Below are 26,080 nucleotides of genomic sequence, written 5' to 3' on the forward strand. Positions count from 1 at the left end.
GAACCGCGCGACGGCGGCCGGTCGGGATGACCGGCCGGCCGCCGTTCCCGCGTCAGGAGCAGGTCAACCGGGCGGCGGCCCAGTCGCCGTGGTCTTCACCGTTGCCGTTGCCGCCGTCGGTGATCCGCAACTCCAGCCGTTGCCCGCCGGTGACGTCGGCGGAGATCCGCTCGGGTCCGGCCGCACCGGTCAGCACACCGGTCGCGGCCCGCCGCTCGCCGTCGACCCAGACCTCGAAGCCGACCGAGCCGCCGTCCACCTCGTCGTCGACCCCGACGTCGGCCCGGAACGCGGTGCAGCCGCCGGCCAGGTCGACCACGATCCGGGACGGCGCGTGCGCGCCGATCCCCTTGTCGTACGTCGTCGCGCCGATGCGCAGCGGCTCCCCGTCCCCGGCCGGCTGCTCGCCGTTGCTCATGTCCCGCTCCACCGGGCCCCAACCGTTCTCGGCGACCAGGAACGGCAGGTCGCTCACCCAGCGGTCCCCCGGCGGCAGCGGCGCGCGTACCGTCGTGCGGGCCTCGACGGTGGTCGGGAAGCCGTTGCCCACCGCGTCGACCGTCGCGGTCAGCTGGTAGCTGCCGTAGTCGGTCTCCGGCGGCGCGGTGACCGTGAAGACCGCCTCCTCGGGCGACCCGGCCCGCACCTCGGCCAGCGACACGGTGGCCGGGGTGACCGTCCAGCCGGCCGGCGCGGCCAGCCTGACCACCGCGTCCCGCAGGCCGTCGGCGCACCAGGCGGTGACGGTGACCGCGACCCGCTGCGGCTCGCCGGGGCGAACCTCCGCACCGGCCGCCACGGCGACGTCCGGCGGGCAGGGCGCGGCCGCCCGCGAATCGGGCACGCCGCCGGCCCGCACCTCCCGCCCGGTCAGCGGCCGAAGCGTCAGGGTGTACTCGTGCGACCGGTTCGCCGGCACCCGGTACTCGTCCAGCACCGAGTTCGGCGTCTCGCCCATCCCGGTCTCCCCGGCGGCGGCGTGCAGGGTGACCCAGCCGTCGTTGCGGACCAGCGGAAGCTGGAAGTCGTACTCGGCCCGGGCCAGCTCGTCGTACGGGGTGACACTGACGTCGAGATCGGCACCGGTGGCGCTGCCGACCAGCAGTCCCCGTCGGCCGTCGGTCAGCGACGCCCACCGGGCCCCGGTGTGGTTGCCGTACGCCTGCGGCCGGGAGTAGCGCACGTACTCCTCGTCGACAGTGCTGCGCCAGACGTCGGTGAACGCGCCCCGCTGCCGGTCGTTGTAGGTCTCCTGCGGTCCCCGGCCGTAGAAGGCGAACCGCCGCATCGAGTCCGGCACCCGCAGCTGCACGCCGACCCGGGGCAGGTAGGGCAGTTGCCCGACGCCCGAGCCGCGCGGCGTGACCCGGTGCGCGAGGGTGATCGTGCCGCGCCCGTCGATCCGGTAGCGCATGGTCTGGTCGATCTCGAAGGCCGCCGTGCCCCGGGCGACGCTGCGCACCTCGACGACCGCCGCCCCGTCCTCCAGTGTGGTCGACACCCCGGTCACCTCGGTCCGCAGCCGGTCGAGGCCGAGCGCGTGCCAGACCTCCCGGTCGGCGGTGCCCCAGCCGTACGTCTCGTTGCTGGTCGGCGGCCGGTAGACGTCGAGTTCCGGACCGGTACGCAGCAGTTCCCGGCCGTCCGACGTCATCGAGCGCAGCACCCCGGTGCCGGTGTCGAACCGGTACCGCCAGCCGGGGCCGGAGACGACCACCGTGCCACCGTCCCGGGTCAACCGGGGGGCGTCGCCACCCGGCGCCGACGGCAGTACGCCGGGCACCACCCGGCCACCGGCGGCGAACTCGTCCCAGCCGTACCGGAGATTGCCGGCACCGACCGCCTCCAGTCGCAGCCGGCGCTGCCGGTCCTGCGGGTTCGGCGGCGCGGCGCCGAGGTCGAGGGTGACGGTCTCGCCCGGCCCGAGCCGCAGGGAGCGGGTGCCGGACCGCAGCGTCCGGTCCACCTCGACCAGCGACCAGCGCAACCGGAGGTCGAGCGCGGCGGCCGGTTGCTCGTTGTGCACCCGGACCCGGCCCGTCGCCGCGTCGTCGGTGGCGAACCGGACCGGAGCGTGTGCCCAGGCCACCTCGACGGTCTCCGGCTGGAGGTAGCGGTCGGTGCCGACCAGGCCGTCGGTGCCGGAGAGGCTGATCCCGAGGCTGTCGAACTCGCCGCGCGGCTGCGCCCGGTCGAAGTCCAGCGCCAGCGCGGCCCGGCGCACCGGGTCGGCCGCCAGCTCCGCTGCGGTCAGCGCCGCGCCGTAGACCCGGACGTCGTCGACCAGCCCCCGGGCCAACCGGGTACGCAGGTCGTCCTGCTGGGTGGCGGCGTTGCGGCCGACGTTCACCTCGTAGAGCCCCGGGTCGAGGGCACCGGAGCGGGCGGCGCTGCCGACCTCGGTGCCGTCGACGTAGAGCCGCAGTGCGGTCCCGTCGTAGACGCCGCTGACCCGATGCCAGTCGTCGTACCAGTTCGCCGGCACCGGCGCGGCGACCGAGGCCCAGCCGGCGGCGGTGGTCACCCCGAACTCCAGGGTGCCGCGGTCCCGCATCTGGAGCGCGTACGCCCGGCCCTTGGTGACGATCGGGAAGCTGCCGGCCCACTCGCCGGGGCGTACCCAGGCGTCCAGGGTCACCTGGCTGCCGGTGAAGTCGAGCCGGGGGTCGCGGAACACGTCGACGAAGTCGTCCAGGCTGGACAGTGCGACGGCCTTGCCGCGCCTGCCGTCGACCAGGGACGGCTTGCCGACGAAGAACGCCTGGATCCGGTTGCCCGACGAGTCCGGGGTGAGGACCAGGGGCTGGCGCAGGTTCGCCTCGGCCCAGTCCCAGACGAAGCCGCCCTGTAGCGACGGATGCTGCCGGGCGAGCGCCCAGAACCGGTCGAAGTTGCCGACACTGTTCCCCATGGCGTGCGCGTACTCGCCGAAGACCACCGGCCGGGTGGTGGTGCGGGCGATCGACTCGACGTACCGGGGGGTCGGATAGCGCGGCCCCCACACGTCGGCGTACGGCGCGTCGCCGTTCGGGCTGTTGGACTGGTGGTAGAGCAGCCGGGTCGGCTCGTTCGCGTCCGCCCACTCCGCCATCGCGAAGTGCGCGGTGCCCAGCCCCGCCTCGTTGCCGGTGTCCCAGATGATCACGCTGGGGTGGTTCTTGTCGCGGTGCACCATCGCCTGGAACCGGTCCGCGAACGCCGCCTGCCACTCCGGCCGGGAGGCGAGGCAGTTGTCCGGGCAGTTCTCGTGGGAGTGCGTCTCGATGTCCACCTCGTCGGCGATCCAGAGCCCGTGCCGGTTCGCCAGGTCGTAGAGGTAGGGATCCGAGGGATAGTGCGAGGTGCGGACCGCGTTGATGTGCAGGCGCTTCATCAGCGCGACGTCGCGGCGCTGCGCCGCCCGGCTGACGTGCCGGCCGGTCTCCGGGTCGGTCTCCGCCCGGTTGGTGCCCTTGATCAGGATGCGTTCCCCGTTGACCAGCAGTTGCGCGTCGCGCACCTCGACCTCGCGGAAGCCGACCGCCTGCGCGGTGGTGTGCACCACCCGGCCGTCCGGGTCGAGCAGTTCCAGCACCAGCGCGTAGAGGTGCGGCGCGTCGGCGCTCCACTTGGCGGGGTTCCGCACCGTGGCGGTGAGGGTGTCCCGCCCGGTCGTCGTGCTGACCGTCCGGCCGGAGGCGTCGCGCAGGGTGCCCCGCACGGTGTACCCGTCGGCCGGGCCGGCCAGCGCGATCCGGGCGGTGAGGGTGGCGTCCCGGTACCGGTCGTCGAGGTCGGTGGTGACGTACGCGTCGCGCAGGTGGGTCCGCGGGGTCGCGTACAGCCAGACGTCCCGGAAGATGCCGCTGTAGCGCCACTGGTCGACGTCCTCCAGGTACGCCCCCGAACCCCACCGGTGCACCTGCACCGCCACCCGGTTGGTGCCGGGCCGCAGCGCGTCGGTCACGTCGAACTCGGCCGGGGTGTAGCCGCCCTGGTCGTAGCCGACGTAGCGGCCGTTGACCCAGACGAAGTAGCCGCTGGTGACGCCCTCGAAGCGGAGGAAGGTCCGCCGACCGGACCAGGACGGTGAGACCTCGAACGAGCGCACGTAGGCGCCGGTGGGGTTGACGTCCCGGGGCACCCGTGGCGGGTCGTCGGGCCAGATCTCCTCGGGGATGTTGCGGAACATCGGGTGGTCGACGAAGTCGGACTGCCAGGTGTGCGGCACCGTGGCGGTCGGCCAGCCGGAGACGTCGTAGTCCTCGGCGTGGAAGCCGGCCGGTACCTCGCCGGGACGGTCGGCGACGGTCAGCCGCCAGTCGCCGTTCAACGGCAGCATCCAGGGCGACCGGGCACTGTGTTCGGTGACGTCGGCGGCGGCGGTCCGGGCGTCCGGGTACGGGCGCAGCATCGCGTGCGGTGGCTGCTGCCCCTCGCCGGTCATCTCCGGGTCGTCGAGATAGCGGTAGACGTCCTCGACGGTGACCGGGCCCCCGGCGGCGGCGGTATTCCCGCGCTCGGCGGCCGACGCGGCGGCCGGTGGCGCCGCGCCGGGCGCCAGCAGGGCGAGCAGAGTGAACGCGGCGAGCAGTCCTCGGGATGACATCGACACCCTCTCACCCGGATCTCGACAGATCCGCACAGGGACCGAAAATTATCAACTCTTCCTAACATCAAGCACCACCGATGTTCAAGGGAGTCGGGGGCACGACGGACCGGTCTCGGGTGGCCCGGGGTCGCGGTCGGGCTCTCTGCCGACGCCGGAGAACCGGCAGCAGTCAGCAGCCCGACCGCGTCGTCGCCCGGATATCCGGCCGCGCGGGCGCTGCCGCCGGGACACCGCTGCGCTGCTGGTCGCGGCGGGCCGTCGCCCCGTCCGCGCTCGCCATCGTCTCCAGGGCGATCTCCAGCAGCGCCGTCCGCCGTTCCCGCTCGTCACCGAGCCCCTCGCCGAACAACTCACCGGCGTGTAGGCAGAAGACCGCCAGGATCCGCCGCAGTTGCGCGCCCAGCGGCTCGTCCGGCGCGACGAGCAGTTCCAGGGCCTGCCGCATCCGGGCGGCCAACCGCCGGCCGCCGGGCAGCGCGTTGACGACCGTCGGGTTGCGGGCGACGAACCGGCTGATCTCCGCCTGCCGTTCGGTCTCGTAGAGGTCGCTGGCGTAGCGGCGGACGAACTCGCGGCGCATCCGTACCGGGTCCGGCTCCCGCTCCGCCCACTCGATCAACTCGGCGAGAGCGGCGATCCGCTCCTCGATCAGGCTGTCGACGATGTCTTCCTTGGCCCGGAAGTGGTAGTAGAGCGCCGCCTTGGTCAGGCCGAGCCGGTCGGCGACCTCGCGCAGGGAGGTGCGATCGTAGCCGTCGGCGACGAAGAGGCCCAGCGCCACGTCCTGGATCCGGGACCGGGTGTCATCGGTCCGGAGCCCGCCCCGGCGACCGGTACGGGCCGGTCCGGCGGTCATCGGAGCACGTACCCGAGGGCGGTACGCACCACCTCGACCATCGAGCGCTCGGGATGGTCGGTCCAGTACTGGGTGGCCGCGCGCAGCGCGTGCAGGAACGTTCCGGCGAGTACCCGGGCGTGCAGCGGGGTCTCGGGTGCGTCGGGCAGGCGTCGGCTGATCTCGGCGATGAACTCCTGCTCGACGGTGCCGTACGCGGCGATCTGGTGGGCGGCGAGGCTGGGATGGTGGCGGATCAGCCGCCGCTGGGCCAGCCACAGCGGGTCGAGGCCGTCGCTCTCCCGGGCCAGTTGTTCGGCGGCCCGGGTGAGGGCGGTCCAGGGCGCTTCGTCGGCGGGCTGGGCGTGCACCAGCTCCAGCAGTCGACGGATCCGGACCAGATCGGCGTGGAAGAGAGCTTCTTCCTTGTTCGCGAAGTAATTCGAGAATGTCCGGCGGGACACGTCTGCGGCGTCCGCGATCGCCTCCACGGTGACCCGGTCGGGCCCCAGCTCCGCGGCGAGCCGCAGCGCCGCCCGGTGCAGTGCTTCGCGCGTGGCGAGCTTCTTGCGCTCCCGCCGCCCCACCGTCTCATCCATCGGGAACAGCTTACTGGTGGTGATTCATTTCTCAAAGAGCAAACTTGCGCACCGCGCAGCTATGTGTCGATCCTTGTGTGTGACAACCAACCGTCCGTAGGAGGCGAGGTGGACAGCATGGCTCGGCACACCGAGCTCGGTGACCGGCTCCGGGACCTGATGTCGGCCATGCGGCTGATCCGGCACCGCCGCGCGATCGAACGACCGGCCGTGCCGTCCGGGCTGGTCGGGATGCTGTTGCAGATCGACGAACTGGCCGACGAGGCGGCCGGCTGCCACGCCAAGGAACTGGCCGACCGGTCCGGCCTCGACCCCTCCACGGTCAGCCGGGCGGTCGCCGCGCTGGTGGAGCGGGGCCTGGTGACCCGACGCGCCGACCCGGCAGACCGGCGGGCCAGTTTCCTCGTCCTCACCGACGAGGGGCGTACGGCACTGACCGACGCCCGCGACTGGTACGGCGACCTGCTCCGCGCCGCGCTCGCCGACTGGAGCCCGACGGAGATCGACGCGCTGACCGGCGCGCTCGACCGGTTCGTCACCGACATCCAGGGCAGCCTCGACCGGGCCCCTGGACCGATCAACTCCCAAGAAAAGCTGGAGGCCGCGCGATGAGCGCACCCACCACCCTCGCACCCGCGCCAGCAGCGGAGCCGATGAATCATCGGCGCACCCTGGAGGCGCTCAGCGGCCTGCTGTTGGTGCTCTTCGTGGCGATGCTCAGCAGCACCGTCGTCTCGACCGCGCTGCCAAAGATCATCGGCGCTCTGAACGGATCGCAGAACCAGTACACCTGGGTGGTGACCGCGACCCTGCTCACCGCGACCGCGACCACCCCGGTCTGGGGCAAGCTGGCGGACCTGTTCAACAAGAAGACCCTGGTCCAGAGCGCCATCGTGATCTTCATCCTCGGCTCCGTGGTCGCCGGGCTGAGCCAGAACGCCGGCCAGCTCATCGCCGCGCGCGCCTTCCAGGGCATCGGGGTCGGCGGGTTGCAGGCCCTCGTCCAGGTGGTGATCGCCGCGATGATCCCGCCCCGGGAACGCGGCCGCTACAACGGCTACCTCGGCGGCGTGATGGCGCTCGCCACCGTCGGCGGACCGCTGCTCGGCGGCCTCATCGTCGACACCTCCTGGCTCGGCTGGCGCTGGTGCTTCTTCGTCGGCGTACCGATCGCGATCGTCGCGCTGCTCGTCCTCCAGGCCACCCTGCACCTGGTCACGGTCCGCCGGGAGAACGTGAAGATCGACTATCTCGGCGCCACCCTGATCGCGGCCGGGGTCAGCGTGCTGCTCGTCTGGATCTCGTTCGTCGACGGCTCGTTCGCCTGGATCTCCTGGCAGACCGGTGCCATGGTCGGCGCCGCCCTGGTCCTGCTCGCCCTCGCCGTACTGGTCGAGACCCGCGCCGCCGAGCCGGTCGTGCCACTCGACATCGTCCGGCAGGGCACCACGGCACTGTCGATCGTCGCCAGCCTGGCGGTCGGGATGGCGATGTTCGGTGGCGCCGTCTTCCTCGGCCAGTACTTCCAGATCGGCCGTGGCTACAGCCCGACCGAGGCCGGCCTGCTCACCATTCCGATGATGGTCGGGGTGCTCGTCTCGTCGATCGTGGCGGGACGGCTGATCACCCGCAGCGGGCGGATCAAGCCGTACATCGTGACCGGGGCGATCGTCCTGGTCGCCGGCTTCCTGATGCTCGGCACCATCGACCACCAGACCTCCCTGGTCTTCATCGGCGGGGCGATGCTGCTGGTCGGGATCGGGGTCGGGATGACCATGCAGAACCTGGTCCTCGCGGTGCAGAACGCCGTACCGCTCAAGGACATCGGTGCGGCGAGTTCCTCGGTGGCGTTCTTCCGCTCGCTCGGCGGCACCATCGGAGTCTCCGTACTCGGTGCCGTGCTCGCCCGCCGGGTCACCGAGCAGATCACCCAGGACCTGGCCGCAGCCGGGATTCCCGCCTCGGGAGCGGGCAGCGCCGGCAACAGCCTGAACCTCTCCGGCCTGCCGGACGCCGTCGTGCACATCGTGCGCGACGCCTACGGCGACGCCACCGGGCACGTCTTCCTGATCTCCGCCGCGATCGCGGTGGTCGGGGTGATCGCCGCCGCCCTGCTCAAGCCGGTCACCCTGCGGACCAGCCTCGACCTGCCGGACCCGGCCACCAGTACCGCCACCGCGGCGGGCGCCGTCGACGGCGCCCCGCCGGCCGCCGAGCCGGCCCCGAATCCGGCGGCGCCCCGGCGCTGACCCGCAGACCGGTGCCCGCCGACCGCGACCCGGCCGGCGAGCACCGTCCCAACCCGGACGACCAGCCCCACCGGGCTGGTCGTCCGGCGGCTGTCCGGGCAGAGGCGGTCTCCGGGCGTCGACCTCGACAGGTGGCCCGGCGTCGAATCACCGTCCCGGCACGATGCCGGCGTCGAATCACCGTCCCGGCACGATGCCGGCGTCGTAGGCCCGGACGATGGCGCCGGCCCGGTCCCGGACACCGAGCTTGAGGAAGATCGCCGAGACGTGACCCTTCACGGTCCGCTCGCTCAGGTGCAGTGACCCGGCAATCTCGAGGTTGTTCGCGCCCGATGCCACCAGGCGGAGCACCTCCAGCTCGCGGCCGGTCAGCCCGGCCACCGAGGACGCCGGCCGGCCCGCCCGCCGGGCCCGGACCAGCGCCAGCACCCGCGCCGCCACCTGGGGGTCGAACCAGGAGCCACCCCGGGCGGTGACCCGGATCGCGCCGACGAGTTCCGCCGCTGGCGCGTCCTTCAGCACGAAACCGGCCGCGCCGGCCTCGATGACGCCCCAGAGCACCTCGTCGTCGCCGAAGGTGGTGAGCGCCAGCACCGGCGGCGCCTGCTCCGCGGCGGCCAACCGCCGGGTCGCTTCGATCCCGTCCAGCACCGGCATCCGGATGTCCATGAGTACGACGTCCGGGGCCAGCCGACCCGCGAGGTCCACACCGCTCCGGCCGTCGGCCGCCTCACCCACGATGGCGAGATCGTCGTGCGCCGACAGGATCAGCCGGAGTCCCGCCCGGACGAGTTCCTGGTCGTCGACGAGCACGATCCGGATCAACGGGCCACCCCCGTGCCGGTACGCCGCACCGGCAGCGACGCCTCGACCAGCCAACCGTCGCCGTCCGGTCCGGCCGAAACGGTACCGCCGAGCGCGTCGACCCGCTGGCGCATGCCGTCCAGTCCGGCGCCACCACCCCGGCCGGTCGGGGTGGGGGTGCGGGCCGGTGCACCGTTGCGGACCGACACCGCGAGGCGGTCGGGGTGCCGGACGATCCGGACCACCGCCTCGGCTCCCGGTGCGTGGTGCCGCACGTTGCTGACCGCCTCCTGCACGATCCGGTACGCGGCGAGTCCGGTGTAGGTGTCGACGGATCCGAGGTCGCCGGACAGCTCGGTGCGGACCGGCAGCCCGGCCTCGGCCGCGCCCCGGACGAGATCCACGATCTCCGCCGCTCCCGGCAACGGTGGTTGGGCCTGCGAGTTACTCCCCCGGCCCGGCCCCGGGGCGGGCGGAGGACCCTCGCCCGGGTCGCGCAGCAGACCGACGATCGCCCGTACGGACTGGAGGCTCTCCCGGCCGACCTGCTCGGCCCGGTCCAGCGCCTCGGCCGCCGCCGTCGGGTCGCGGTCCAGCACCTGTCGGGCGCCGACCAGGTTGAGCAGTACGACGGTGAGCCCGTGCCCGACCGCGTCGTGCACCTCGTACGCGATCCGGCGGCGCTCGGCCGCGGCCGCCGCGACGTCGAGCCGGTCGTGTGCCTCGGTCAGCGCGGCGACGAGCTGCCGCTCCCGCCGGAGGATGCGGCCGATCAACCAGGTGAACAGCGTGCCGGTGCCGAAGAAGACGACGCCGACATAGTCCTCGCGCCACTCCCCCTCGACCGCGACCAGCGCCACCGGCACGGCGGAGGTGACGACGACGGCCACCGTCTCGGCAGGCCACGATCCGCCCAGCGCCGCCAGCCAGGCCACCGCGAGCATGGCCAGGAAGACGGCGCCCGGAGCGTCGTAGCAGAAGGCGACTAGCGCCGGCACCCCGACGCCGAGCGTCACCATCGACCACGGCCCGACCCGGACCTGGCCGGCCAGCAGCGCCCAGGGCAGCAGCGCGACGACCAGCGTGCCGACCAGGCCGAGGGTGATGCCGGTGGTCAGGAAGACGAGCAGCGCCGCCACCAGGGCAGCCAGCGGAAAGGCCAGACCGGTGGTGAACGAGCCGCCCCACGCCCGCAACCCCGTCTGCTCCACGCCCGCAGACTACCGCCGGGTCGGACCGGTCACCCCGTCCCCGGGTACGTCCCGACCCCGGTCCCCGGTACGGGTCGGCACCCGGCCGGGGGCGGGACGGAGGGGTTCGCCGGTCCGATGTGGCCGGACGGGTCCGGCACGGACGATGACGACGCCCCTTTTCCGCGTACCCCGGAGGTTGCCGTGTTCGGCCGAATCGGTCACTTCGTCGTCCGTCGCCGTCGACTGGTGCTGGCCCTGACCGTCCTCTTCGTCGTCGTCGCCGGTGCGGCCGGCTCCGGCCTCTTCGGCCAGCTCGGCGGGGGTGGCTTCGCGGACCCGGACGCGGAGTCGACCCGGGCCGAAGCCTTCCTGGCCGAGGTCGGCGCTCCCCGGCCCGAACTGGTGCTGCTGGTCGAGGCGCCCGACGGCGCCGGAGTCGACGACCCGGCGGTGGCGGCGTCCGGCGCCGCGCTGGGCCGGGAACTCGCCGACGAGCCCGGCGTGCTGGGGCTCGACTCGTACTGGTCGACCGGTGGGCGGGCCGCGCTCCGCTCGACCGACGGCGGCGCGGCGCTGGTCGTGGTCGACCTGGCCGGCGGCGAGGAGCAGGTCGAGGCGGCGGCGGCCGGCATCGCGGCGGAGTACGCCGGAGGTCGCGGCCCGCTCACCGTCCGGGTGGGCGGCGGGTACGCGATCGACGAGGCCATCGGCGAACAACTCGACACCGACCTGGTCCGGGCCGAGCTGATCGCGGTACCGGTGACGCTGCTCCTGCTGCTCTTCGTCTTCGGCGGGATCGTGGCGGCGACGCTGCCGCTGGCCGTCTCGGTGATCGCGGTGCTCGGCGCGTTCCTCGTGCTCTCCGGCATCGCGCAGCTCACCGAGGTCTCGGTCTACTCCATCAACCTGATGACCGGGCTCGGGTTCGGGCTGGCCATCGACTACTCGCTCTTCATCCTGAGCCGGTTCCGCGAGGAGCTGGCGGCCGGCCGGACGACGGAGGAGGCGGTGCTGCGGACCGTGCGTACCGCCGGCCGTACGGTGGCGTTCTCGGCGCTCACCGTGGCGGTCTCGCTCTCGGCGCTGCTGGTCTTCCCACTGTCCTTTCTGCGCTCGTTCGCCTACTCCGGGGTCGCGGTGGTGCTCTGCGCCGCAGCGGGTGCCCTGCTGACCCTGCCGGCCCTGCTGGCGCTGCTCGGGCCGAGGGTGAACGCCGGGTCGCTGCGGTCGCGTCGGCGTACGGAGCGGCCGGCCGGGCCGGGCTTCTGGTACCGGCTCGCCACCGCGGTGATGCGCCGGCCGGTACCGGTCGCGACCGGAGTCGTCGTCTTCCTGCTCGCGCTCGGCATCCCGTTCCTCGGTGTCGACCCGGGGCTGCCGTCGCACCAGGCGCTGCCGCCGTCGAGCGAGGCCCGGCAGGTCGTCGAGGCGATCGAGGCCGGGTTCGCCGGCAACCGGACCGAAGAGTTCGGGATCGCCCTGCCCGGCGTCGACGCCGACGGCGCGGACGCCGAGGCCGTGCGGACCTTCGCCGGCCAGGTTGGCGCAGTCGACGGGGTCGACGAGGTGACGCCGCACGCGGCGGCGGCCGGCGCCTGGCTGAGCGTGGTCCCCTCCGTCGTGCCGCGCTCCGCCGAGGGCGAGCGGCTCGTCGAGGAGATCCGGGCGCTGGATCCGCCCTTCGACTTCCGGGTCGGCGGTGACGCTGCCGAACTCGTGGACGCCAAGGCCGCCATCGCCGACCGGCTGCCGCTGGCGCTGGCGCTGATCGCGACGGCGACCGCGATACTGCTCTTCGCCGTCTTCGGCAGCATTCTCGTCCCGGTCAAGGCGATCCTGCTGAACCTGCTCTCCCTGACGGCGACCTTCGGCGCGATGGTGTGGATCTTCCAGGAGGGGCACCTCTCCGGGATCCTCGGCTTCACCGCCACCGGCCAACTCGACGTCTCGATGCCCATCCTGATGTTCTGCGTCGCCTTCGGCCTGTCGATGGACTACGAGGTCTTCCTGCTCTCCCGGATCAAGGAGGAGTACGACCGTACCGGCGACAACGTCCGGTCGATCGCCACCGGGCTGGCCCGGACGGGCCGACTGATCACGGCCGCCGCCGTCGTACTCGCCGTCTCGTTCGCCGCCTTCGGGGTTAGCGGGATGAGCTTCCTGAAGCTGATGGGGATCGGTCTGGCCCTGGCGATCCTGGTGGACGCCACGATCATCCGGGGGCTGCTGGTGCCGGCCGTCATGCGGCTCGCCGGCCCGGCCAACTGGTGGGCGCCGGCCCCGCTCAGCCGGCTCCACCGGCGGTGGGGTCTCCGGGAGAGCTGACCGGCACCGCCCGGCCGCCAGGTTCCGGTCGGGCGTCGGCGGAGTCGGGTCGGGCGTCGAGGAGGTCGGGACGGGCGTCGGCGGGTGGGCGGGCGGCCGGCACCAGGAGCAGGGCGGGCAGCAGGAGCAGCGGCACGACCAGCAGGGCACGGAGGCTGCCGACCCGGTCGCCGAGCAGCCCGACCAGCGGCGGCCCGGCCAGGAAGGCGGTGTAGCCGATCGCCGCCACCACGCTGACCCGGGCGGCCGCCCGGTCCTCCTGGTCGGCCGCCGCGCTCATCCCGAGCGGGAAGCCGAGCGAGGTGCCGAGCCCCCAGAGCAGTACCCCGGCCATCGCCAACTGCCACGGGCTGGCCAGTACCGCCACCGTGGCGCCGAGCGCGGCCAGCACGAGGGTGCAGAGCAGCACGGGTACCCGGCCCCAGCGGTCCAGCGCGATCGTGCCGGCGGTACGGCCGACCGTCATCGCGGCGACGAAGACCCCGAAGGCGAGCGCCCCGACCGCGTCGCTCACCCGGTGGCCGTCCACGAAGGCCAGTGCCAGCCAGTCGTTGGCGGTCCCCTCGGTGAAGGCCATCACCAGCAGCAGCAGGCCGATCAGCAGGGTGCGCGGCTCACGCCAGGCGGCCAGCGTGCCGCTACCCCGGGTCGGTCCGGTCCTCGACTGCGACGGCGGGGTCGCGCGGTCGGGCAGGAAGAGCCGGACCGCGGGCAGCGTACCGGCGAGCATCGCCACGGCGGCGAGCCCGAGGTGCAGCCCGATCGGTACGCCGAACCGGGCGCTGCCGGCCCCGGCGATCGCCCCGGCCACGGTGCCGAGGCTCCAGGCTGCGTGGAACCGGGGCATCACGGTACGGCCGAGTCGCCGTTCGACCGCCGCCGCCTCGACGTTCATGGCGACCTCGCAGGTGCCGGAACCGTAGCCGATGGCGAAGAGCCCGACCGCGACGGCCGGTACCGCCTGCCAGCTTCCGGTGGCGACCCCGGCGAGTGCCAGTCCGAGCGCGGCCACCCCGGTCGCGGCGCCCACCGTGCGGGCGGTGCCCAGCCGCTGCGCCACGATCCCGGCGGACGGCAGTGCGAGCAGGGCGCCCGCGGAGAGGGCCAGCAGCAGCAGGCCCAACCGTCCCGGGGTGAGCCCGAGCGCGTCCCGGGCCGCCGGCACCCGGGCGAACCAGGAGGCGACGGCCAGCCCGTTGAGCCCGAAGACCACGGCGACGGCGGTCCGGGCGGTGACGACCTGCCGCGGTACGACCGGTGGCCGGACAGCGCCGGCGGACGTGTTCACCTGGTACCCCTCCGCTTCCTCGGCTCCCCCCGTCGGCGAGCCGCCGAATGCACCTTCCCACCCTCCCCCGCGTTCGGTCGTGGCCACCGGGTGGAAGCCCGTGCGGCCCGCGCCGCGCCGCCCGGGTCGAGAAGGTCCATTGATCGCACCCCTGGGAACGCTCTCGACGCAACCCGGGAGCGCGGGTCCGCCGCTGGTCCGCCTCGCCGTAACCGGTTCGCCGACGCGTGCGGCTCGGGTGCATCATTTCCCCATGTGTCAGCCAGGCCGTCCCGTCGCCACCCCGCCACTTCCCTGCTCGCACAACCTGGGGAGCCGGCGTGACTAGCCGGGCGCCGCGCCGGGCCACCCTGGAGGACGTGGCCCGGGTCGCCGGAGTCTCCCGGTCGACGGCCTCCCGGGTCATCGCCGGATACGGTGCCGCCTCGGCGACCGCCCGGGACCGGGTCGTCGCGGCCGCGGCGCAACTCGGCTACGCACCCGACCCGGCCGCCCGGGCCCTGGCCACCGGCGCCGGGGTACGACTGGTGGTGGCGGTCGCCGGGACGGTGCCGACGGTGCTGCACGACCCGTACGTCGACCGGGTGGTGCGGGCCGCGGCAGAGGTCTGTGCACCCAGGGAGGTCGGGGTGTCCCTGGAGTGGCTGCCGGTGCACGCGCCCGTCCGGTTGCGGCAGTTGGCGGAGGACCGTGGCGTCCGTGGGGTACTCGTGATCAACACCACCGAACCGATTCTGGCGGCGGTACCGACCGGGCTTGAGGGTCGGACGGTGTCGATCGGCATCGGCTCCCGCACCGTACCGTCGTTCGACGTCGACAACGGCGGGGCCGCCCGTGCCATCGTCGGGCACCTGCTCGCCTCGGGACGCCGACGGATCGCCATGATCACCGGTCCGGCCTGGATGCCCTGCTCCCGGCGTCCCGTCACCGCCTACCGGGAGGCGATGCGGGCGGCGGGGCGGCCGATCCGGCTGGTACCCGGCGACTTCACCGCTCACGCCGGCCAGGCTGCGATGCTGACGATCCTGGAACGCTGGCCGGACACCGACGCGGTCTTCGCGAACAGCGACGCGATGGCGCTCGGGGCGCTGGCGGTGCTGCGGCGGCGCGGGGTCGACGTGCCGGGTGACATCGCGGTGGCCGGCTTCGACGACGTGCCGTTCGCCGCGCTGAGCGCGCCGGCTCTGACCACGGCGAGCCATCCGGTCGAGCAGATCGCCACGGCGGCCGTGACGGCGGTGCTCGATCGCGCCTGGGTGCCGCCGGCCACCGCGTACCCGTCCGAGTTGATTCTCCGGGAGAGCGCCTGAGCGGCTCCGGCCCGCACCCGGAGAGTCCCGTCGCCCCTCATTGCTGATCGTCGCCGCCCGTGGGCCCCGGCCTGGTGGGCCGTCGGCGCGCGGGCATCGGCGCCGCCGACGTCACTGACTCACCGTGCCGAAAGCCAGGCCGAGGGGGTTGTTAGCTGGCCAGCGCGCCGATCTACCGGGACGTGGCGGGCCGGCTGAACCGGGCCGAACCACTGGGCTGGACCGACGGGGCACCGCCGCCGAGGCGGGCCGACCCGAACAAGGCATCGGCATCGGCATCGGCATCGGCATCCAGTTTCAACTTGCACACATTGCAATGTCCGCATATGTTGTCTGCGGCGACGTCGAGGGCGGGAGGCTGGGCAGATGGGCGCGGGTCACGACCACGGCGGCCAGGCGATGCGGGCCGGAGAGCGTCATCGCCGGCCGCTCTGGGCCGCGGTGGCCGTCCTCGGCACCGTACTGCTGCTGGAGGCGGGGGCGGCCTGGTGGACCGGCTCGCTGGCACTGCTCTCCGACGCCGGCCACATGTTCACCGACGTGCTCGGCATCGGCCTGGCGCTGGCCGCGATCACCGCCGCCAGCCGGGCCGCCCGGCACGCCCACCGCACCTTCGGGCTCTACCGGCTGGAGGTGCTCGCCGCGCTGGCCAACGCCGTACTCCTCTCCGGGGTGGCGATCTTCGTGATCGTCGAGGCGGTACGCCGGTTCGACGACCCTCCCGAGGTGCGGGCCGGGCCGATGCTGGCGGTCGCGGTCGTCGGTCTCGCCGCGAACGTCGTGGCGTTCCTGCTGCTGCGTGCCGGCGCCAAGGAGAGCCTCAACGTCCGGGGCGCCTATCTGGAGGTGCTCGGCGACCTGCTCGGCTCGGTCGGGGTGATCGTCGCCGCCGTCGTCATCGCCACCACCGGCTGGCGCCACGCCGACCTGGTCGTCGCGGTCGCCGTCGGCCTCTTCATCCTGCCCCGCACCTGGCAACTGGCCCGGGTCGCGGTCCGGGTACTGGTACAGGCGGCACCGCCGCACATCGACGTCGCCGCCGTGGCGACCAGCCTGACCGGTGTCCCCGGGGTCACCGGCGTGCACGACCTGCACGTCTGGACCCTGACTTCCGGGATGGACGTCGCCTCCGCGCACCTCGCCCTGGCCCCGGGTGCCGACCTCGCCCCGGTGCTCGCCGCCGCACGTGCCCGGCTGCACGAAGGCTTCGGCATCGACCACTGCACGCTCCAGATCGAGCCGCCCACCACGCACAAGGTGTGCCAGGACGCCGACTGGTGACCGCCGGCCCGACGACCGCGCCGACCGGGCAGCCGGCGGTTCGACGGTGGCCGGTGCTCAGCCGCGCTGTCGGGGCGGCGCCGTGCTCTCCCGTACGACCAGTTCGGTGACGAGGTCGATCCGGCTGGTCGACAGTTCCGCCCCCCGGGCCAGGTCGAGCAGCATCTGCGTCGCGGTGCCGGCCATGTCCCGCAGCGGCTGGTTGACGGTGGTGAGGGCCGGGCCGATCCAGGAGGCCACCGGCAGGTCGTCGTAACCGATCACCGAGAGGTCCGCCGGCACGTCGAGGTTGAGCTGCCGAGCGGCGCGCAGCACGCCCAGGGCCTGCATGTCGGAACCGGCGAAGATCGCCGTGGGTCGGTCGGGCCGGGTCAGCAACTCCATCCCGTACTGGTAGCCGGCCTGCGCGGAGAACATGCCGTACCGGACCAGATCGGGGTCGACCGGGATCCCTGCCTCGTCGTGCGCCGAACGGAAGCCGGCGGCCCGGGCCCGGCTGCACAGCACATCCTCGGGACCGGAGATGCAGGCGACCCGGCGGTGGCCGAGTTCCAGCAGGTGCCGGGTGGCGAGCAGTCCGCCGTTCCAGTTGTTGGAGCCGACCGTCGGCACCGAGGCCGAGGTCGCGCTGTCGGTGTCGACCACCACCAGCGGGATCGACCGGCGCTGGAGGTGTCGCAACTGCGGCTCGCTGAGGTGGCAGAGCACCAGCAGCACCCCGAGCGGCCGCCGCAGCAACACGCCCTCCAACCACTGCTGCGAGGGCCGGTGCATGCCGCCCAGCTGGGACAGCACCACGTCGATCTTGGCGGTGTTGGTCACCGCCTGCACCCCGTGGATGATCTGGGTCGCCCAGCCGGAGTCGAGTTCGTGGAAGACCAGGTCGATCTGCTCCACCGCGCTCGATTGGCGCTTCGCGCGGCGGCGGTACCGGTGCCGTTCGAGGCTGGCCTCGACCCGGGCCCGGGTTTCGGGCGCCACGTCCGAGCGGCCGTTGAGGACCTTGGAGACGGTCGTCAGGGAGACTCCGACCTCGTCGGCGATGGTCGCGATCGTCGCGGCACCGGTACTGACGATCCGCCGGGACCTCGTCATCGACAGCCTCCCGCAACTATCCGAAACTTTCGGTGCGAAACCCTAACACCGGACGGACCAACCTGGGTTCGATATTGCAGTGGGATCGGCCTGACCGTCCGGACCACTCTGCGCACGACATGCGGTGTGGCTACGGATCCAGCAGTTCAGACACCCTTGACACATCTTCGCTACGCCGCATAGGTTGCCCCGCACAGGTAACGCGGATATTGCCGAAAGTTTCGAAGACTCGCCGGCCTGACAGGCCCGCCGTCCCGACTGGACAGTGGCATGTCGGCCCGAAGGGGTGGCATGAAGAGCCAGTTGCCCGTGGCCGACGGCGCCACGACGGGGACCGCCGTGCCGCGGCGCGATCCACGACTGCACGGCACCGACGCCTCCGGCGAGGAAACCGGCCCGCTCCCGCCCACTGCTGCGGAGGTACGCCGATGAGTGCGCCCATGACCGCGGGCCCACCGCCCGTGACCGTCGAGTCCGACCGGCCGGCAGCCGGGCCGACCGGGCGCCGGGCCCGCAAACACCGCCGGACGTGGCGGCAGGCGATACGCCGGGACTGGCAGCTCTACTCGCTCGCACTGCTGCCGCTGCTCTTCTTCCTGATCTTCCGGTACCTGCCGATGCTGGGCAACATCATCGCGTTCCGGCGGTTCCAGCCCGGCGGCAACATCTTCGGTGAATACTGGGTCGGCCTGCGCTACGTGAAGATGTTCCTCTCCGACCCGACGTTCTGGGAGGTCTTCACCAACACCCTGGTGCTGGGCACGCTGACCCTGGTGGTCTGCTTCCCGCTGCCGGTCATCCTGGCGCTGCTGCTCAACGAGGTCCGGACCCGCAAGCTCAAGCGGTTCGTCCAGTCCGTCTCCTACCTGCCGCACTTCCTGTCGATCGTGATCGTCGCCGCGATGGTGATGCAGCTGCTCTCCACCGACGGCACGGTGAACCAGCTCGTCAAGCTCACCGGCGGCGACGCCGTGCCGTTCCTGCAACGGCCGGAGTGGTTCCGGACCATCTACGTCACCTCCGAGGTGTGGCAGACGGTCGGCTGGGGCACCATCCTCTACCTCGCCGCGCTGACCACGATCGACGACAACCTCTACGAGGCGGCCCGGATCGACGGCGCCAACCGGTGGAAGCAGACCTGGCACGTCACGCTGCCCGGCATCCGGCCCACGATGGTCACGCTGCTGATCCTCAACATCGGTACCTTCATGGCGGTCGGCTTCGAGAAGATCCTGCTGCTCTACAACCCGTTGACGTATCCGACAGCGGACGTGATCTCGACCTACCTGTTCCGGATGGCGTTCCAGTCGAGCAACTTCAGCTATGCCGCCGCGATCGGACTCTTCGAGGCCGTGGTCGGGCTGACCCTGATCCTGTCCGCGAACGCGATCTCCCGCCGCACAGTTGGGACGAGCCTGTGGTGACCGTGGATTCCAGCACCGTCGCGCCCGAGGCCGCCGATCCGGCGCGGGCCGCCGAACGGCTCGGCCGGCCCCGTCGACGGCGGGGCATCCAGGACACCCGGGGCTACCGGGTCTTCCGGGTGTTCAACGCCATCGTGCTGACCGGCGTGGTGGTGGTGACGCTCTACCCGTTCCTGAACATCGTGGCCCGGTCGCTCAGCGACGAGGCGTACATCATCGCCGGCCAGGTGACCGTGGTGCCACGAGGCTTCAACACCGACACGTACGCGCTGGTGATGAAGGATTCGCTGTTCTGGACCAACTACCGGAACACCGTGGTCTACACGGTCGTCGCCACGCTCATCGCGATGGTGCTGACCACCTGTTTCGCCTACGTGCTCTCCAAGCACCACCTCAAGGGCCGTACCGCGCTGATCGGCATCGCGGTCTTCACCATGTTCTTCAACGGCGGGCTGATCCCCAACTACGTCCTGATCAGCAGCCTGGGCATGACGAACACCATCTGGGCGATCGTGCTGCCGAACGCGATCAGCGTCTTCAACCTGCTGGTCATGAAGGCGTTCTTCGAGAGCCTGCCGGTGGACCTGGAGGAGGCCGCGGCCGTCGACGGGCTGAACACGTACGGCATCCTGCTGCGGATCGTCATGCCGCTGTCGAAGGCGGTGATCGCCACGATGATCCTCTTCTACGCCGTCTCGTTCTGGAACTCGTGGTTCTCCGCGTTCCTCTACATGGATCGGCAGGACCTGCTGCCGGTCACCGTCTATCTGCGCAACCTGATCGCCGGGGCGGTCGGCGCGGAAAACGTCGGCGCCGTCACCGAGGCGAACGAGGTACAGGCCGAGGCGACGCTCAAGGCCGTGACCATCGTGCTCACCACCCTGCCCATCCTGCTGGTCTACCCCTTCGTCCAGCGGTACTTCGTGTCGGGCGTGATGCTCGGCGCGGTGAAGGGATAGCCCGGCAGGCGGGAGTGAGCCGTCGAACCCACGAACCACCAGCGAAAGGAAGCCTGATGTTCCAACGAGCCCGGCGCCGAGCAGCGGTGGTCGCTGCCGGCGCGCTTACTCTCTCGCTCGTCGCCTGCGGCAGTGGCGACGAGGGCGAGGCCGAGGACCTCTCGGAGAACCGCGCCGGCGCGATGGCCGAATTCGGCGTCAACCAGCAGTTCAAGGCGACCGAACCGGTGTCGTTCTCCATGCTCTACAACAACCACCCGAACTACCCCTACAAGGCCGACTGGCTGTTCTGGACCGAGCTGAACAAGCGGACCAACATCACGCTCGAACCGGTCTCCGTACCGCTGAGCGACTACGAGCAGAAGCGCAGCCTGCTGATCGGTGCCGGCGACGCGCCGATGATCATTCCGAAGACCTACCCGAGCCAGGAGGACACCTTCGTCTCCTCCGGCGCGATCCTGCCGGTCAGCGACTATCTCGACCTGATGCCGAACTTCAAGGACAAGATCGAGAAGTGGAACCTGGCTCCTGAGATCAACCAGCGTCGGCAGGCGGACGGCAAGTTCTACCTGCTGCCCGGGTTGCACGAGAAGCCCTGGCACGACTACTCGCTGGCGATCCGGACGGACATTCTCAAGGAACTCAACCTGGAGATCCCGAAGACCTGGGACGAGCTCTACACCGTACTCAAGGCGATGAAGGCGAAGTACCCCAACACCTTCCCCTTCTCCGACCGGTTCAGCCAGCCCAACCCGGCCGGCAACCTGCTGAACATCCTCGCGGCCTCGTACGGCCTGGAGGGCGCCGGCTGGAACTTCCAGCACGTGAGCTGGGACGCGAACGCCAAGAAGCTCTTCTACACCGGGGCCAGCGAAAAGTACCGGGACATGTTGACCTACCTCAACAAGCTGGTGAAGGAGGGACTGCTCGACCCGGAGAGCTTCACCCAGACCGATGACAACGCCCGGCAGAAGCTCGCCAACGGCAAGTCGTTCGTGATCAGCAGCAACGCGCAGACGCTGGACAACGACTACCGCCCGGACCTGGCGAAGACGCTGCCGAACGCGACGCTCACGAAGATCCCGCTGCCGATCGGCCCGGCCGGCGAGATCAACCCGGCCGGCAGGCTGGAGAACGGCGTCATGATCTCGAAGAAGGCCCGGGACAGCAAGAACTTCGTCGCCATGATGCAGTTCATCGACTGGCTGTTCTACTCCGACGCCGGCCAGGAGTTCGCCCGGCTCGGCGTGGAGGGCACCACCTTCACCAAGGACGCCTCCGGCAAGTACACCCTGTCGCCGGACGTCCGGGTCATCGCGCTCAACCCGAAGGCGCCGAAGCACCTGCAGAAGGACTTCGGCTTCTACAACGGCATCTTCGCCTACGGCGGCAAGCCGGAACTGGTGCAGGCCTTCTTCTCCCCGGAGGAGCAGGAGTTCCAGAAGGTGATGAACGCCCGGACGCCACGGCCGGTGATGCCGCCGTTCCCGTTCACCGACGAGGAGCGCGAGCAGATATCGCTCTGGGCGACGCCGCTGCGGGACTTCGTCTACCAGGCGACGCTCCAGTTCGTCCTCGGGCAGCGGGACCTCGCCCAGTGGGACGCCTACCTGACCGAACTCAAGGGCAAGAACATGGACGCCTACATGGAGAAGGTGCAGGAGGCGTACGAGCGGTACCAGAAGGAACACGGCTGACCCCCCGGTCCGGTCGTGCCCCGCGACGGGCACGACCGGGCCGGACGTCGGCGCAGCGGCCCCGCCCGCACCACCACCACCGGCGCGGGCGGGAACCGCGCGACACGGAACAGAGGAACACCATGCACATCCCCGTACCGGAGCAGCCGACCGGGCGGCTGACCGACGCCTGGCGGACCTGCGTCGGCACGGGCCGCTTCGAACTGGCGCTGCGCCGTGACTACCAGGACTCCCTCGCGCTGGTCCAGCGGGAGATCGGCTTCCGGCACATCCGCGGGCACGGGCTGCTCAGCGACGGTGTCGGTGTCTACCGGCCCTACGAACACCAGGGTTCGCGCCAGGTCCGGCACAACTTCGGCTACGTCGACCAGGTGGTCGACGCCTATCTGGAACTCGGCATCCGGCCCTTCGTCGAGCTGGGCTTCATGCCCGCCGCGCTCGCCTCCGGCGACCAGACGGTCTTCTGGTGGCAGGGGAACGTCACCCCGCCCCGCTCGGAGTCGGAGTGGGCCGACCTGGTCAAGGCCACGGTCGGGCACCTGGTCGACCGGTACGGCCTGGCCGAGGTGCGCCGCTGGCCGATCGAGGTGTGGAACGAGCCGAACCTCGAACAGTTCTGGCAGGGCGCCGACGAGTCCGCCTACCACCGCCTCTACGAGGTGACCGCGCACGCCGTCAAGGAGGTGGACGCCGGCCTCCAGGTGGGTGGACCGGCCATCTCCCCCGGCGCCGACGAGTGGCTGCCGCGCTTCGCCGACTTCGTCGCGGCCCGCGACGTGCCGATCGACTTCGTCAGCAAGCACGCGTACACCTCCGGGCCGGCCCAGCACGTGCCGTTCGGCGTACACCAGACGCTGGCTCCGGCGTCCCGGCTGCTGGAGCAGTTCGGCTCGCCGAGGGAGCTGCTCCGGGACACCGCCCTGGCCGGGCTGCCGGTGCACATCACCGAGTTCAACTCCTCGTACCGGCCGGACAACCCGATCCACGACACCGCGTTCCACGCCGCGTACCTGGCCCCGGTGCTGGTGGCCGGCGGTGACCTGGTCGACTCCTTCTCGTACTGGACCTTCAGCGACATGTTCGAGGAGGTCGGCATCCCGACCTCGCTCTTCCACGGCGGTTTCGGCCTGCTCACCCACTGCCAGGTCAAGAAACCCACCTACCACCTGTACGCCTTCCTGGCCCGGCTCGGTGACCAGGTGCTGGCGCGCGGGGACGACCACCTGGTGACCCGGGACCCCGCCGGCCGGATCGCGGTGCTCGCCTGGGCACCCGTGGACGTCACCGGGGCAGCACCGGTGGACCGGCACTGCGTGGCGCTCTCCATCCCGGTCGGAACGCCGGAGACCACCTCCGCCTTCCTGCTCCGTTCGACGGTCAACGAGGAGCTGGGCAACGCCTGGACGGCCTGGTCCGAGATGGGCCGGCCCCGCTCGCCGCGCCCCGGCCAGCTCGACGCGCTGCGCGAGGCGGCCGAACCGGCCCGCACCCACCGGAGTCTGCCGGTCGTGGCCGGCCGGGTCGAACTCGCGCTGACCCTGGCCCGGCACGAGGTGACCCTGGCGGAGATCACGCCGGTGGTCGACGAGACCCCGCCGTGGTGGGACGAGGGCAGGCTGCTCGGCCTGACCCCGCCGGAGAGTACCCCCGGGAGGGAGCAGGAATGACCGAGACCACGGAGGCCGGCGGCCGGTTCGGCACCGGACCGCTCTCCCGGGCCATGGCGCTGGTCTACAGCCTGCTGGTGGTGGAGCTGCTGCTGGTGCTGACCACCCTGCCCGGCCTGGTCCCGCTCTTCCTGCTGGAGCGGCACGTCAGCAACCTTCCGCTGGTCGCGCTCTGCGCGCTGCCGCTCGGGCCGGCCGTCTCCGCCGCGCTGTACGCGCTGCGCCACCACCGTCCGGACCTGACCGAGCTGGCGCCGGCGACCCTGTTCTGGCGCGGCTACCGGGCCAACGCCCGGGGCGTACTCGCGATCTGGGTGCCGTGGCTGGCCTGGCTCACCATCGTCGCGCTCAACCTCAGCTATTTCGGCGCCGCCGGGGTGCCCGGCTGGTGGCGGGTGCCGCTGCTCCTGGTCGCGCTCGGCGTCACCCTCTGGGGCGTCAACGCCCTGGTGATCACGTCGCTGTTCAGCTTCCGGGTCCGGGACGTCGCCCGGCTGGCGATGCACTTCCTCGGGCACACCCCCGGGGTGACCCTCGGCAACCTCTGCCTGCTGGTGGTGATGGCCGGAGTCGTCTGGGTCTCCTCCGAGGCGGTTCTCGGGCTCCTCGGTTCGGTGCTGACGCTGGCCCTGCTCCGCAACTGCCGCCCACTGATCGCGAAGGTCGAAAAGGAGTTCACCGCGTGAGCCTGCCGGTCACCCCCAAGATTGCCTTCGGCGGGGACTACAACCCCGAGCAGTGGCCGGAGGAGGTCTGGAAGGAGGACTACCGGCTCTTCGACGCCGCCCGGATCGACACCGTCACGCTCGGCGTCTTCGACTGGGCGCTGACCCAGCCGGCGCCGGACGTCTACGACTTCAGCCTGCTGGACCGGATCGTCGAGCGGGCCACCGCCGAGGGGCGGCAGGTCTGCCTGGCCACCGGCACCGGCGCGCACCCGGCCTGGCTGGCCCGGGCCCATCCGGAGGTGACCCGGACGGACTTCGAGGGGCGCAAGCACCGGTACGGGCAGCGGCACAACTCCTGCCCCAGTTCCCCCGTCTTCCGTCGACTCTCCACCGAACTGGCCCGGCGGGTCGCCCGCCGGTACGCCGGCAACCCGGCGGTCGTCGCCTGGCACGTCGGCAACGAGTACGGCGGCGCCTGCTACTGCGACCTCTGCGCCGCCGGCTTCCGGGACTGGCTGCGTGACCGGTACGGCAGCCTCGACGCGCTCAACAACGCCTGGTACACCACCTTCTGGTCGCACACCTTCACCGACTGGGCCGAGATCGAGCCGCCGTCGGCGCTGACCGAGCACTGGCGCGGGCCGAACCACACCGCCTTCCAGGGCATCACCCTCGACTACCTGCGCTTCATGTCGGACGCGATGCTGGCCAACTTCTGCGACGAGAAGTCGGCGATCCGGGAATCGAGTCCCGACGTCCCGGTCACCACGAACTTCATGGGGATGTACCGGCCGATCGACTACCACCGCTGGGCCCCGCACCTCGACTTCGCCTCCTGGGACAACTACCCGCCCGACGACAACTCGCCGGCCTGGATGGCGCTGGCCCACGACCTGATGCGTGGGCTCAAGGACGGCCAGCCGTTCTGGTTGATGGAGCAGACTCCGAGCTACACCGCGTCCCGGGACGTCAACCCGCTCAAGCGGCCCGGGGTGATGCGGCTGTGGAGCTGGCAGGCGGTGGCGCACGGCGCGGACGCGGTGCTCTTCTTCCAGATGCGCGCCTCCCGGGGTGCCTGCGAGAAATACCACGGCGCGGTCATCGGGCACGCCGGGCGGGAGGACACCCGGGTCTTCCGGGAGGTGGCCGGACTCGGCGCCGAGTTGGACCGGCTCGGCCCGGCGACGTTGGGCGCTAGGACGCCGGCCCGGGTCGCCCTGCTCTTCGACTGGGACAGCTGGTGGGCGCTGGAGATCTCCGACGGCCCGTCCCGGCTGCTGCGCTACCAGCAGATCGTGCACGCCTACTACCGCGCGCTCTGGGAGGCCGGGGCCGACGTCGACGTGCTGCCGGTGACCGCCGACCTCGGCGGCTACCAGGTGGTGGTCGCACCGGCGCTGCACATGCTCAAGGGCGACCTGGCGCAGCGGCTGGCGGCGGTGGCGCAGCGCGGCGGTTCGGTGCTGACCACCTTCCTCTCCGGACGGGTCGACGAGGACGACAAGGCGTTCCTGACGGACGTTCCCGGTCCGCTCGGGCCGCTGATGGGCATCCGGATCGACGAGTGGGACGCCCGTCCGCCCGAGGTGGTCAATCCGGTACGGCTGCACGGCGCCGGCCCGGACGACGAGATCGAGGTCGAGTCGCGGCTCCTCTTCGAGCTGGTGATACCGCAGGGTGCCGAGGTGGTCGGCAGCTACCGGGCGGACTTCTACGCCGGTACCCCGGCGGTCACCCGGAACAGCTACGGTGCCGGCCACGGCTGGTATGTCGCCGCCGGTCTCGACCAGCCCGGCGTGAACTGGGTGGTCCGTCGGGTGCTGGAGCGGCACGATCTCGTCGGCCCGTATTCGGACCTGCCCGAACTGGAGTCGACGGTGCGGGTCGCCCCGGACGGGACGCGGCTGCGGTTCCTGCTCAACCACGGCGTGGACCCGGTCGAGACGACCGCACACACCGCCGGTACCGATCTGCTCGGCGGGGGCCGGGTGGAGGCGGGCCAGTCGATCCGGCTGGACCCGAAGGGGGTACTGGTGCTGCGCGAGGACGTCCCGGAGGCGGAGTGATGACGGTTCCGGCAGCGTGCCCGGGAGGG

The 26,080-nt window shown here is 71.8% G+C and carries 18 protein-coding genes; 11 read left to right on the forward strand and 7 right to left on the reverse strand.

From position 1 onward, the window contains the following. Positions 1-52: 52 nt before the first annotated feature. The 3 genes from V1634_RS31995 to V1634_RS32005 all read right to left on the reverse strand — a co-directional run bounded on the left by V1634_RS31995 (position 53) and on the right by V1634_RS32005 (position 6,025). Positions 53-4,588, reverse strand: coding sequence for a glycoside hydrolase family 2 TIM barrel-domain containing protein (locus tag V1634_RS31995; RefSeq protein WP_331211439.1), 4,536 nt, complete (start codon positions 4,586-4,588; stop codon positions 53-55). Positions 4,589-4,760: 172 nt separating this feature from the next. Next, positions 4,761-5,447: a TetR/AcrR family transcriptional regulator gene (locus V1634_RS32000; RefSeq protein ID WP_331211440.1), complete on the reverse strand. Its 687-nt coding sequence runs from the start codon at positions 5,445-5,447 to the stop codon at positions 4,761-4,763. Next, the gene (locus V1634_RS32005) at positions 5,444-6,025 is read right to left on the reverse strand and encodes a TetR/AcrR family transcriptional regulator (protein ID WP_331211441.1); all 582 of its coding nucleotides are present in this window, start codon (positions 6,023-6,025) and stop codon (positions 5,444-5,446) included. The genes V1634_RS32000 and V1634_RS32005 overlap by 4 nt, the downstream gene beginning before the upstream one ends. Before the next feature lie 117 nt (positions 6,026-6,142). Between V1634_RS32005 and V1634_RS32010 the strand changes: the two genes are divergently transcribed. After that, positions 6,143-6,637, forward strand: coding sequence for a MarR family winged helix-turn-helix transcriptional regulator (locus V1634_RS32010; RefSeq protein ID WP_331211455.1), 495 nt, complete (start codon positions 6,143-6,145; stop codon positions 6,635-6,637). Next, a complete protein-coding gene (locus tag V1634_RS32015) occupies positions 6,634-8,274 on the forward strand; it encodes an MDR family MFS transporter (RefSeq protein ID WP_331211442.1) in 1,641 nt (546 codons plus the stop codon). The genes V1634_RS32010 and V1634_RS32015 overlap by 4 nt, the downstream gene beginning before the upstream one ends. A gap of 177 nt (positions 8,275-8,451) precedes the next feature. Here V1634_RS32015 and V1634_RS32020 read toward each other — a convergent pair whose 3' ends face one another. Together V1634_RS32020 and V1634_RS32025 are read right to left on the reverse strand one after the other, a co-directional pair. After that, a complete protein-coding gene (locus V1634_RS32020) occupies positions 8,452-9,099 on the reverse strand; it encodes a response regulator transcription factor (RefSeq protein ID WP_331211443.1) in 648 nt (215 codons plus the stop codon). Next, positions 9,096-10,289 (reverse strand): sensor histidine kinase, encoded by a 1,194-nt coding sequence (locus V1634_RS32025; protein WP_331211444.1) that lies wholly within the window; start codon positions 10,287-10,289, stop codon positions 9,096-9,098. The genes V1634_RS32020 and V1634_RS32025 overlap by 4 nt, the downstream gene beginning before the upstream one ends. 183 nt (positions 10,290-10,472) lie before the next feature. Between V1634_RS32025 and V1634_RS32030 the strand changes: the two genes are divergently transcribed. Then, positions 10,473-12,596: an MMPL family transporter gene (locus tag V1634_RS32030; RefSeq protein ID WP_331211445.1), complete on the forward strand. Its 2,124-nt coding sequence runs from the start codon at positions 10,473-10,475 to the stop codon at positions 12,594-12,596. On the opposite strand, the gene V1634_RS32035 is transcribed toward V1634_RS32030, so the two are convergent. Beyond that, complete coding sequence (locus tag V1634_RS32035; protein ID WP_331211446.1) at positions 12,556-13,884, reverse strand: MFS transporter; 1,329 nt, start codon at positions 13,882-13,884, stop codon at positions 12,556-12,558. The two genes, V1634_RS32030 and V1634_RS32035, sit on opposite strands and share 41 nt — an antisense overlap. Positions 13,885-14,204: 320 nt before the next feature. On the opposite strand from V1634_RS32035, the gene V1634_RS32040 reads away from it, so the two are divergent. Together V1634_RS32040 and V1634_RS32045 are read left to right on the forward strand one after the other, a co-directional pair. Continuing rightward, entirely contained in the window at positions 14,205-15,194 is a 990-nt protein-coding gene (locus V1634_RS32040) for a LacI family DNA-binding transcriptional regulator (RefSeq protein ID WP_331211447.1), read from the forward strand. A gap of 366 nt (positions 15,195-15,560) precedes the next feature. Then, positions 15,561-16,475 carry a cation diffusion facilitator family transporter gene (locus tag V1634_RS32045; RefSeq protein WP_331211448.1) on the forward strand — a complete coding sequence of 305 codons (915 nt, stop codon included), beginning with the start codon at positions 15,561-15,563 and terminating at the stop codon, positions 16,473-16,475. A gap of 57 nt (positions 16,476-16,532) precedes the next feature. On the opposite strand, the gene V1634_RS32050 is transcribed toward V1634_RS32045, so the two are convergent. Continuing rightward, positions 16,533-17,570: a LacI family DNA-binding transcriptional regulator gene (locus tag V1634_RS32050; protein WP_331211449.1), complete on the reverse strand. Its 1,038-nt coding sequence runs from the start codon at positions 17,568-17,570 to the stop codon at positions 16,533-16,535. Positions 17,571-17,998: 428 nt separating this feature from the next. Between V1634_RS32050 and V1634_RS32055 the strand changes: the two genes are divergently transcribed. The 6 genes from V1634_RS32055 to V1634_RS32080 all read left to right on the forward strand — a co-directional run bounded on the left by V1634_RS32055 (position 17,999) and on the right by V1634_RS32080 (position 26,051). Continuing rightward, a complete protein-coding gene (locus V1634_RS32055) occupies positions 17,999-18,994 on the forward strand; it encodes an ABC transporter permease (RefSeq protein ID WP_331211450.1) in 996 nt (331 codons plus the stop codon). After that, a complete protein-coding gene (locus tag V1634_RS32060) occupies positions 18,991-19,953 on the forward strand; it encodes a carbohydrate ABC transporter permease (protein WP_331211451.1) in 963 nt (320 codons plus the stop codon). The genes V1634_RS32055 and V1634_RS32060 overlap by 4 nt, the downstream gene beginning before the upstream one ends. A 56-nt stretch (positions 19,954-20,009) precedes the next feature. Then, complete coding sequence (locus V1634_RS32065; RefSeq protein ID WP_331211452.1) at positions 20,010-21,650, forward strand: ABC transporter substrate-binding protein; 1,641 nt, start codon at positions 20,010-20,012, stop codon at positions 21,648-21,650. 122 nt (positions 21,651-21,772) lie between these two features. Continuing rightward, the gene (locus V1634_RS32070; protein WP_331210526.1) at positions 21,773-23,317 is read left to right on the forward strand and encodes a GH39 family glycosyl hydrolase; all 1,545 of its coding nucleotides are present in this window, start codon (positions 21,773-21,775) and stop codon (positions 23,315-23,317) included. Further along, complete coding sequence (locus V1634_RS32075; protein WP_331210527.1) at positions 23,314-24,003, forward strand: hypothetical protein; 690 nt, start codon at positions 23,314-23,316, stop codon at positions 24,001-24,003. Before V1634_RS32070 ends, V1634_RS32075 begins: the two co-directional genes overlap by 4 nt. Beyond that, a complete protein-coding gene (locus V1634_RS32080; RefSeq protein ID WP_331210528.1) occupies positions 24,000-26,051 on the forward strand; it encodes a beta-galactosidase in 2,052 nt (683 codons plus the stop codon). The genes V1634_RS32075 and V1634_RS32080 overlap by 4 nt, the downstream gene beginning before the upstream one ends. The last annotated feature ends 29 nt before the right edge of the window (positions 26,052-26,080 follow it).

It is taken from the genome of Plantactinospora veratri (assembly GCF_036421995.1).
Classification (GTDB): Bacteria; Actinomycetota; Actinomycetes; order Mycobacteriales; family Micromonosporaceae; genus Plantactinospora; species Plantactinospora veratri.

Excerpts from the sequence above, each read along its gene's own strand:
- V1634_RS32075 (WP_331210527.1), top strand. The coding sequence starts at position 23,314 with ATGACCGAGACCACGGAGGCCGGCGGCCGGTTCGGCACCGGACCGCTC.
- V1634_RS32010 (WP_331211455.1), top strand. The coding sequence starts at position 6,143 with ATGGCTCGGCACACCGAGCTCGGTGACCGGCTCCGGGACCTGATGTCG.
- V1634_RS32065 (WP_331211452.1), top strand. The coding sequence starts at position 20,010 with ATGTTCCAACGAGCCCGGCGCCGAGCAGCGGTGGTCGCTGCCGGCGCG.
- V1634_RS32050 (WP_331211449.1), bottom strand. The coding sequence starts at position 17,570 with ATGACGAGGTCCCGGCGGATCGTCAGTACCGGTGCCGCGACGATCGCG.
- V1634_RS32055 (WP_331211450.1), top strand. The coding sequence starts at position 17,999 with ATGAGTGCGCCCATGACCGCGGGCCCACCGCCCGTGACCGTCGAGTCC.
- V1634_RS32000 (WP_331211440.1), bottom strand. The coding sequence starts at position 5,447 with ATGACCGCCGGACCGGCCCGTACCGGTCGCCGGGGCGGGCTCCGGACC.
- V1634_RS32070 (WP_331210526.1), top strand. The coding sequence starts at position 21,773 with ATGCACATCCCCGTACCGGAGCAGCCGACCGGGCGGCTGACCGACGCC.
- V1634_RS31995 (WP_331211439.1), bottom strand. The coding sequence starts at position 4,588 with ATGTCATCCCGAGGACTGCTCGCCGCGTTCACTCTGCTCGCCCTGCTG.
- V1634_RS32045 (WP_331211448.1), top strand. The coding sequence starts at position 15,561 with ATGGGCGCGGGTCACGACCACGGCGGCCAGGCGATGCGGGCCGGAGAG.
- V1634_RS32005 (WP_331211441.1), bottom strand. The coding sequence starts at position 6,025 with ATGGATGAGACGGTGGGGCGGCGGGAGCGCAAGAAGCTCGCCACGCGC.
- V1634_RS32015 (WP_331211442.1), top strand. The coding sequence starts at position 6,634 with ATGAGCGCACCCACCACCCTCGCACCCGCGCCAGCAGCGGAGCCGATG.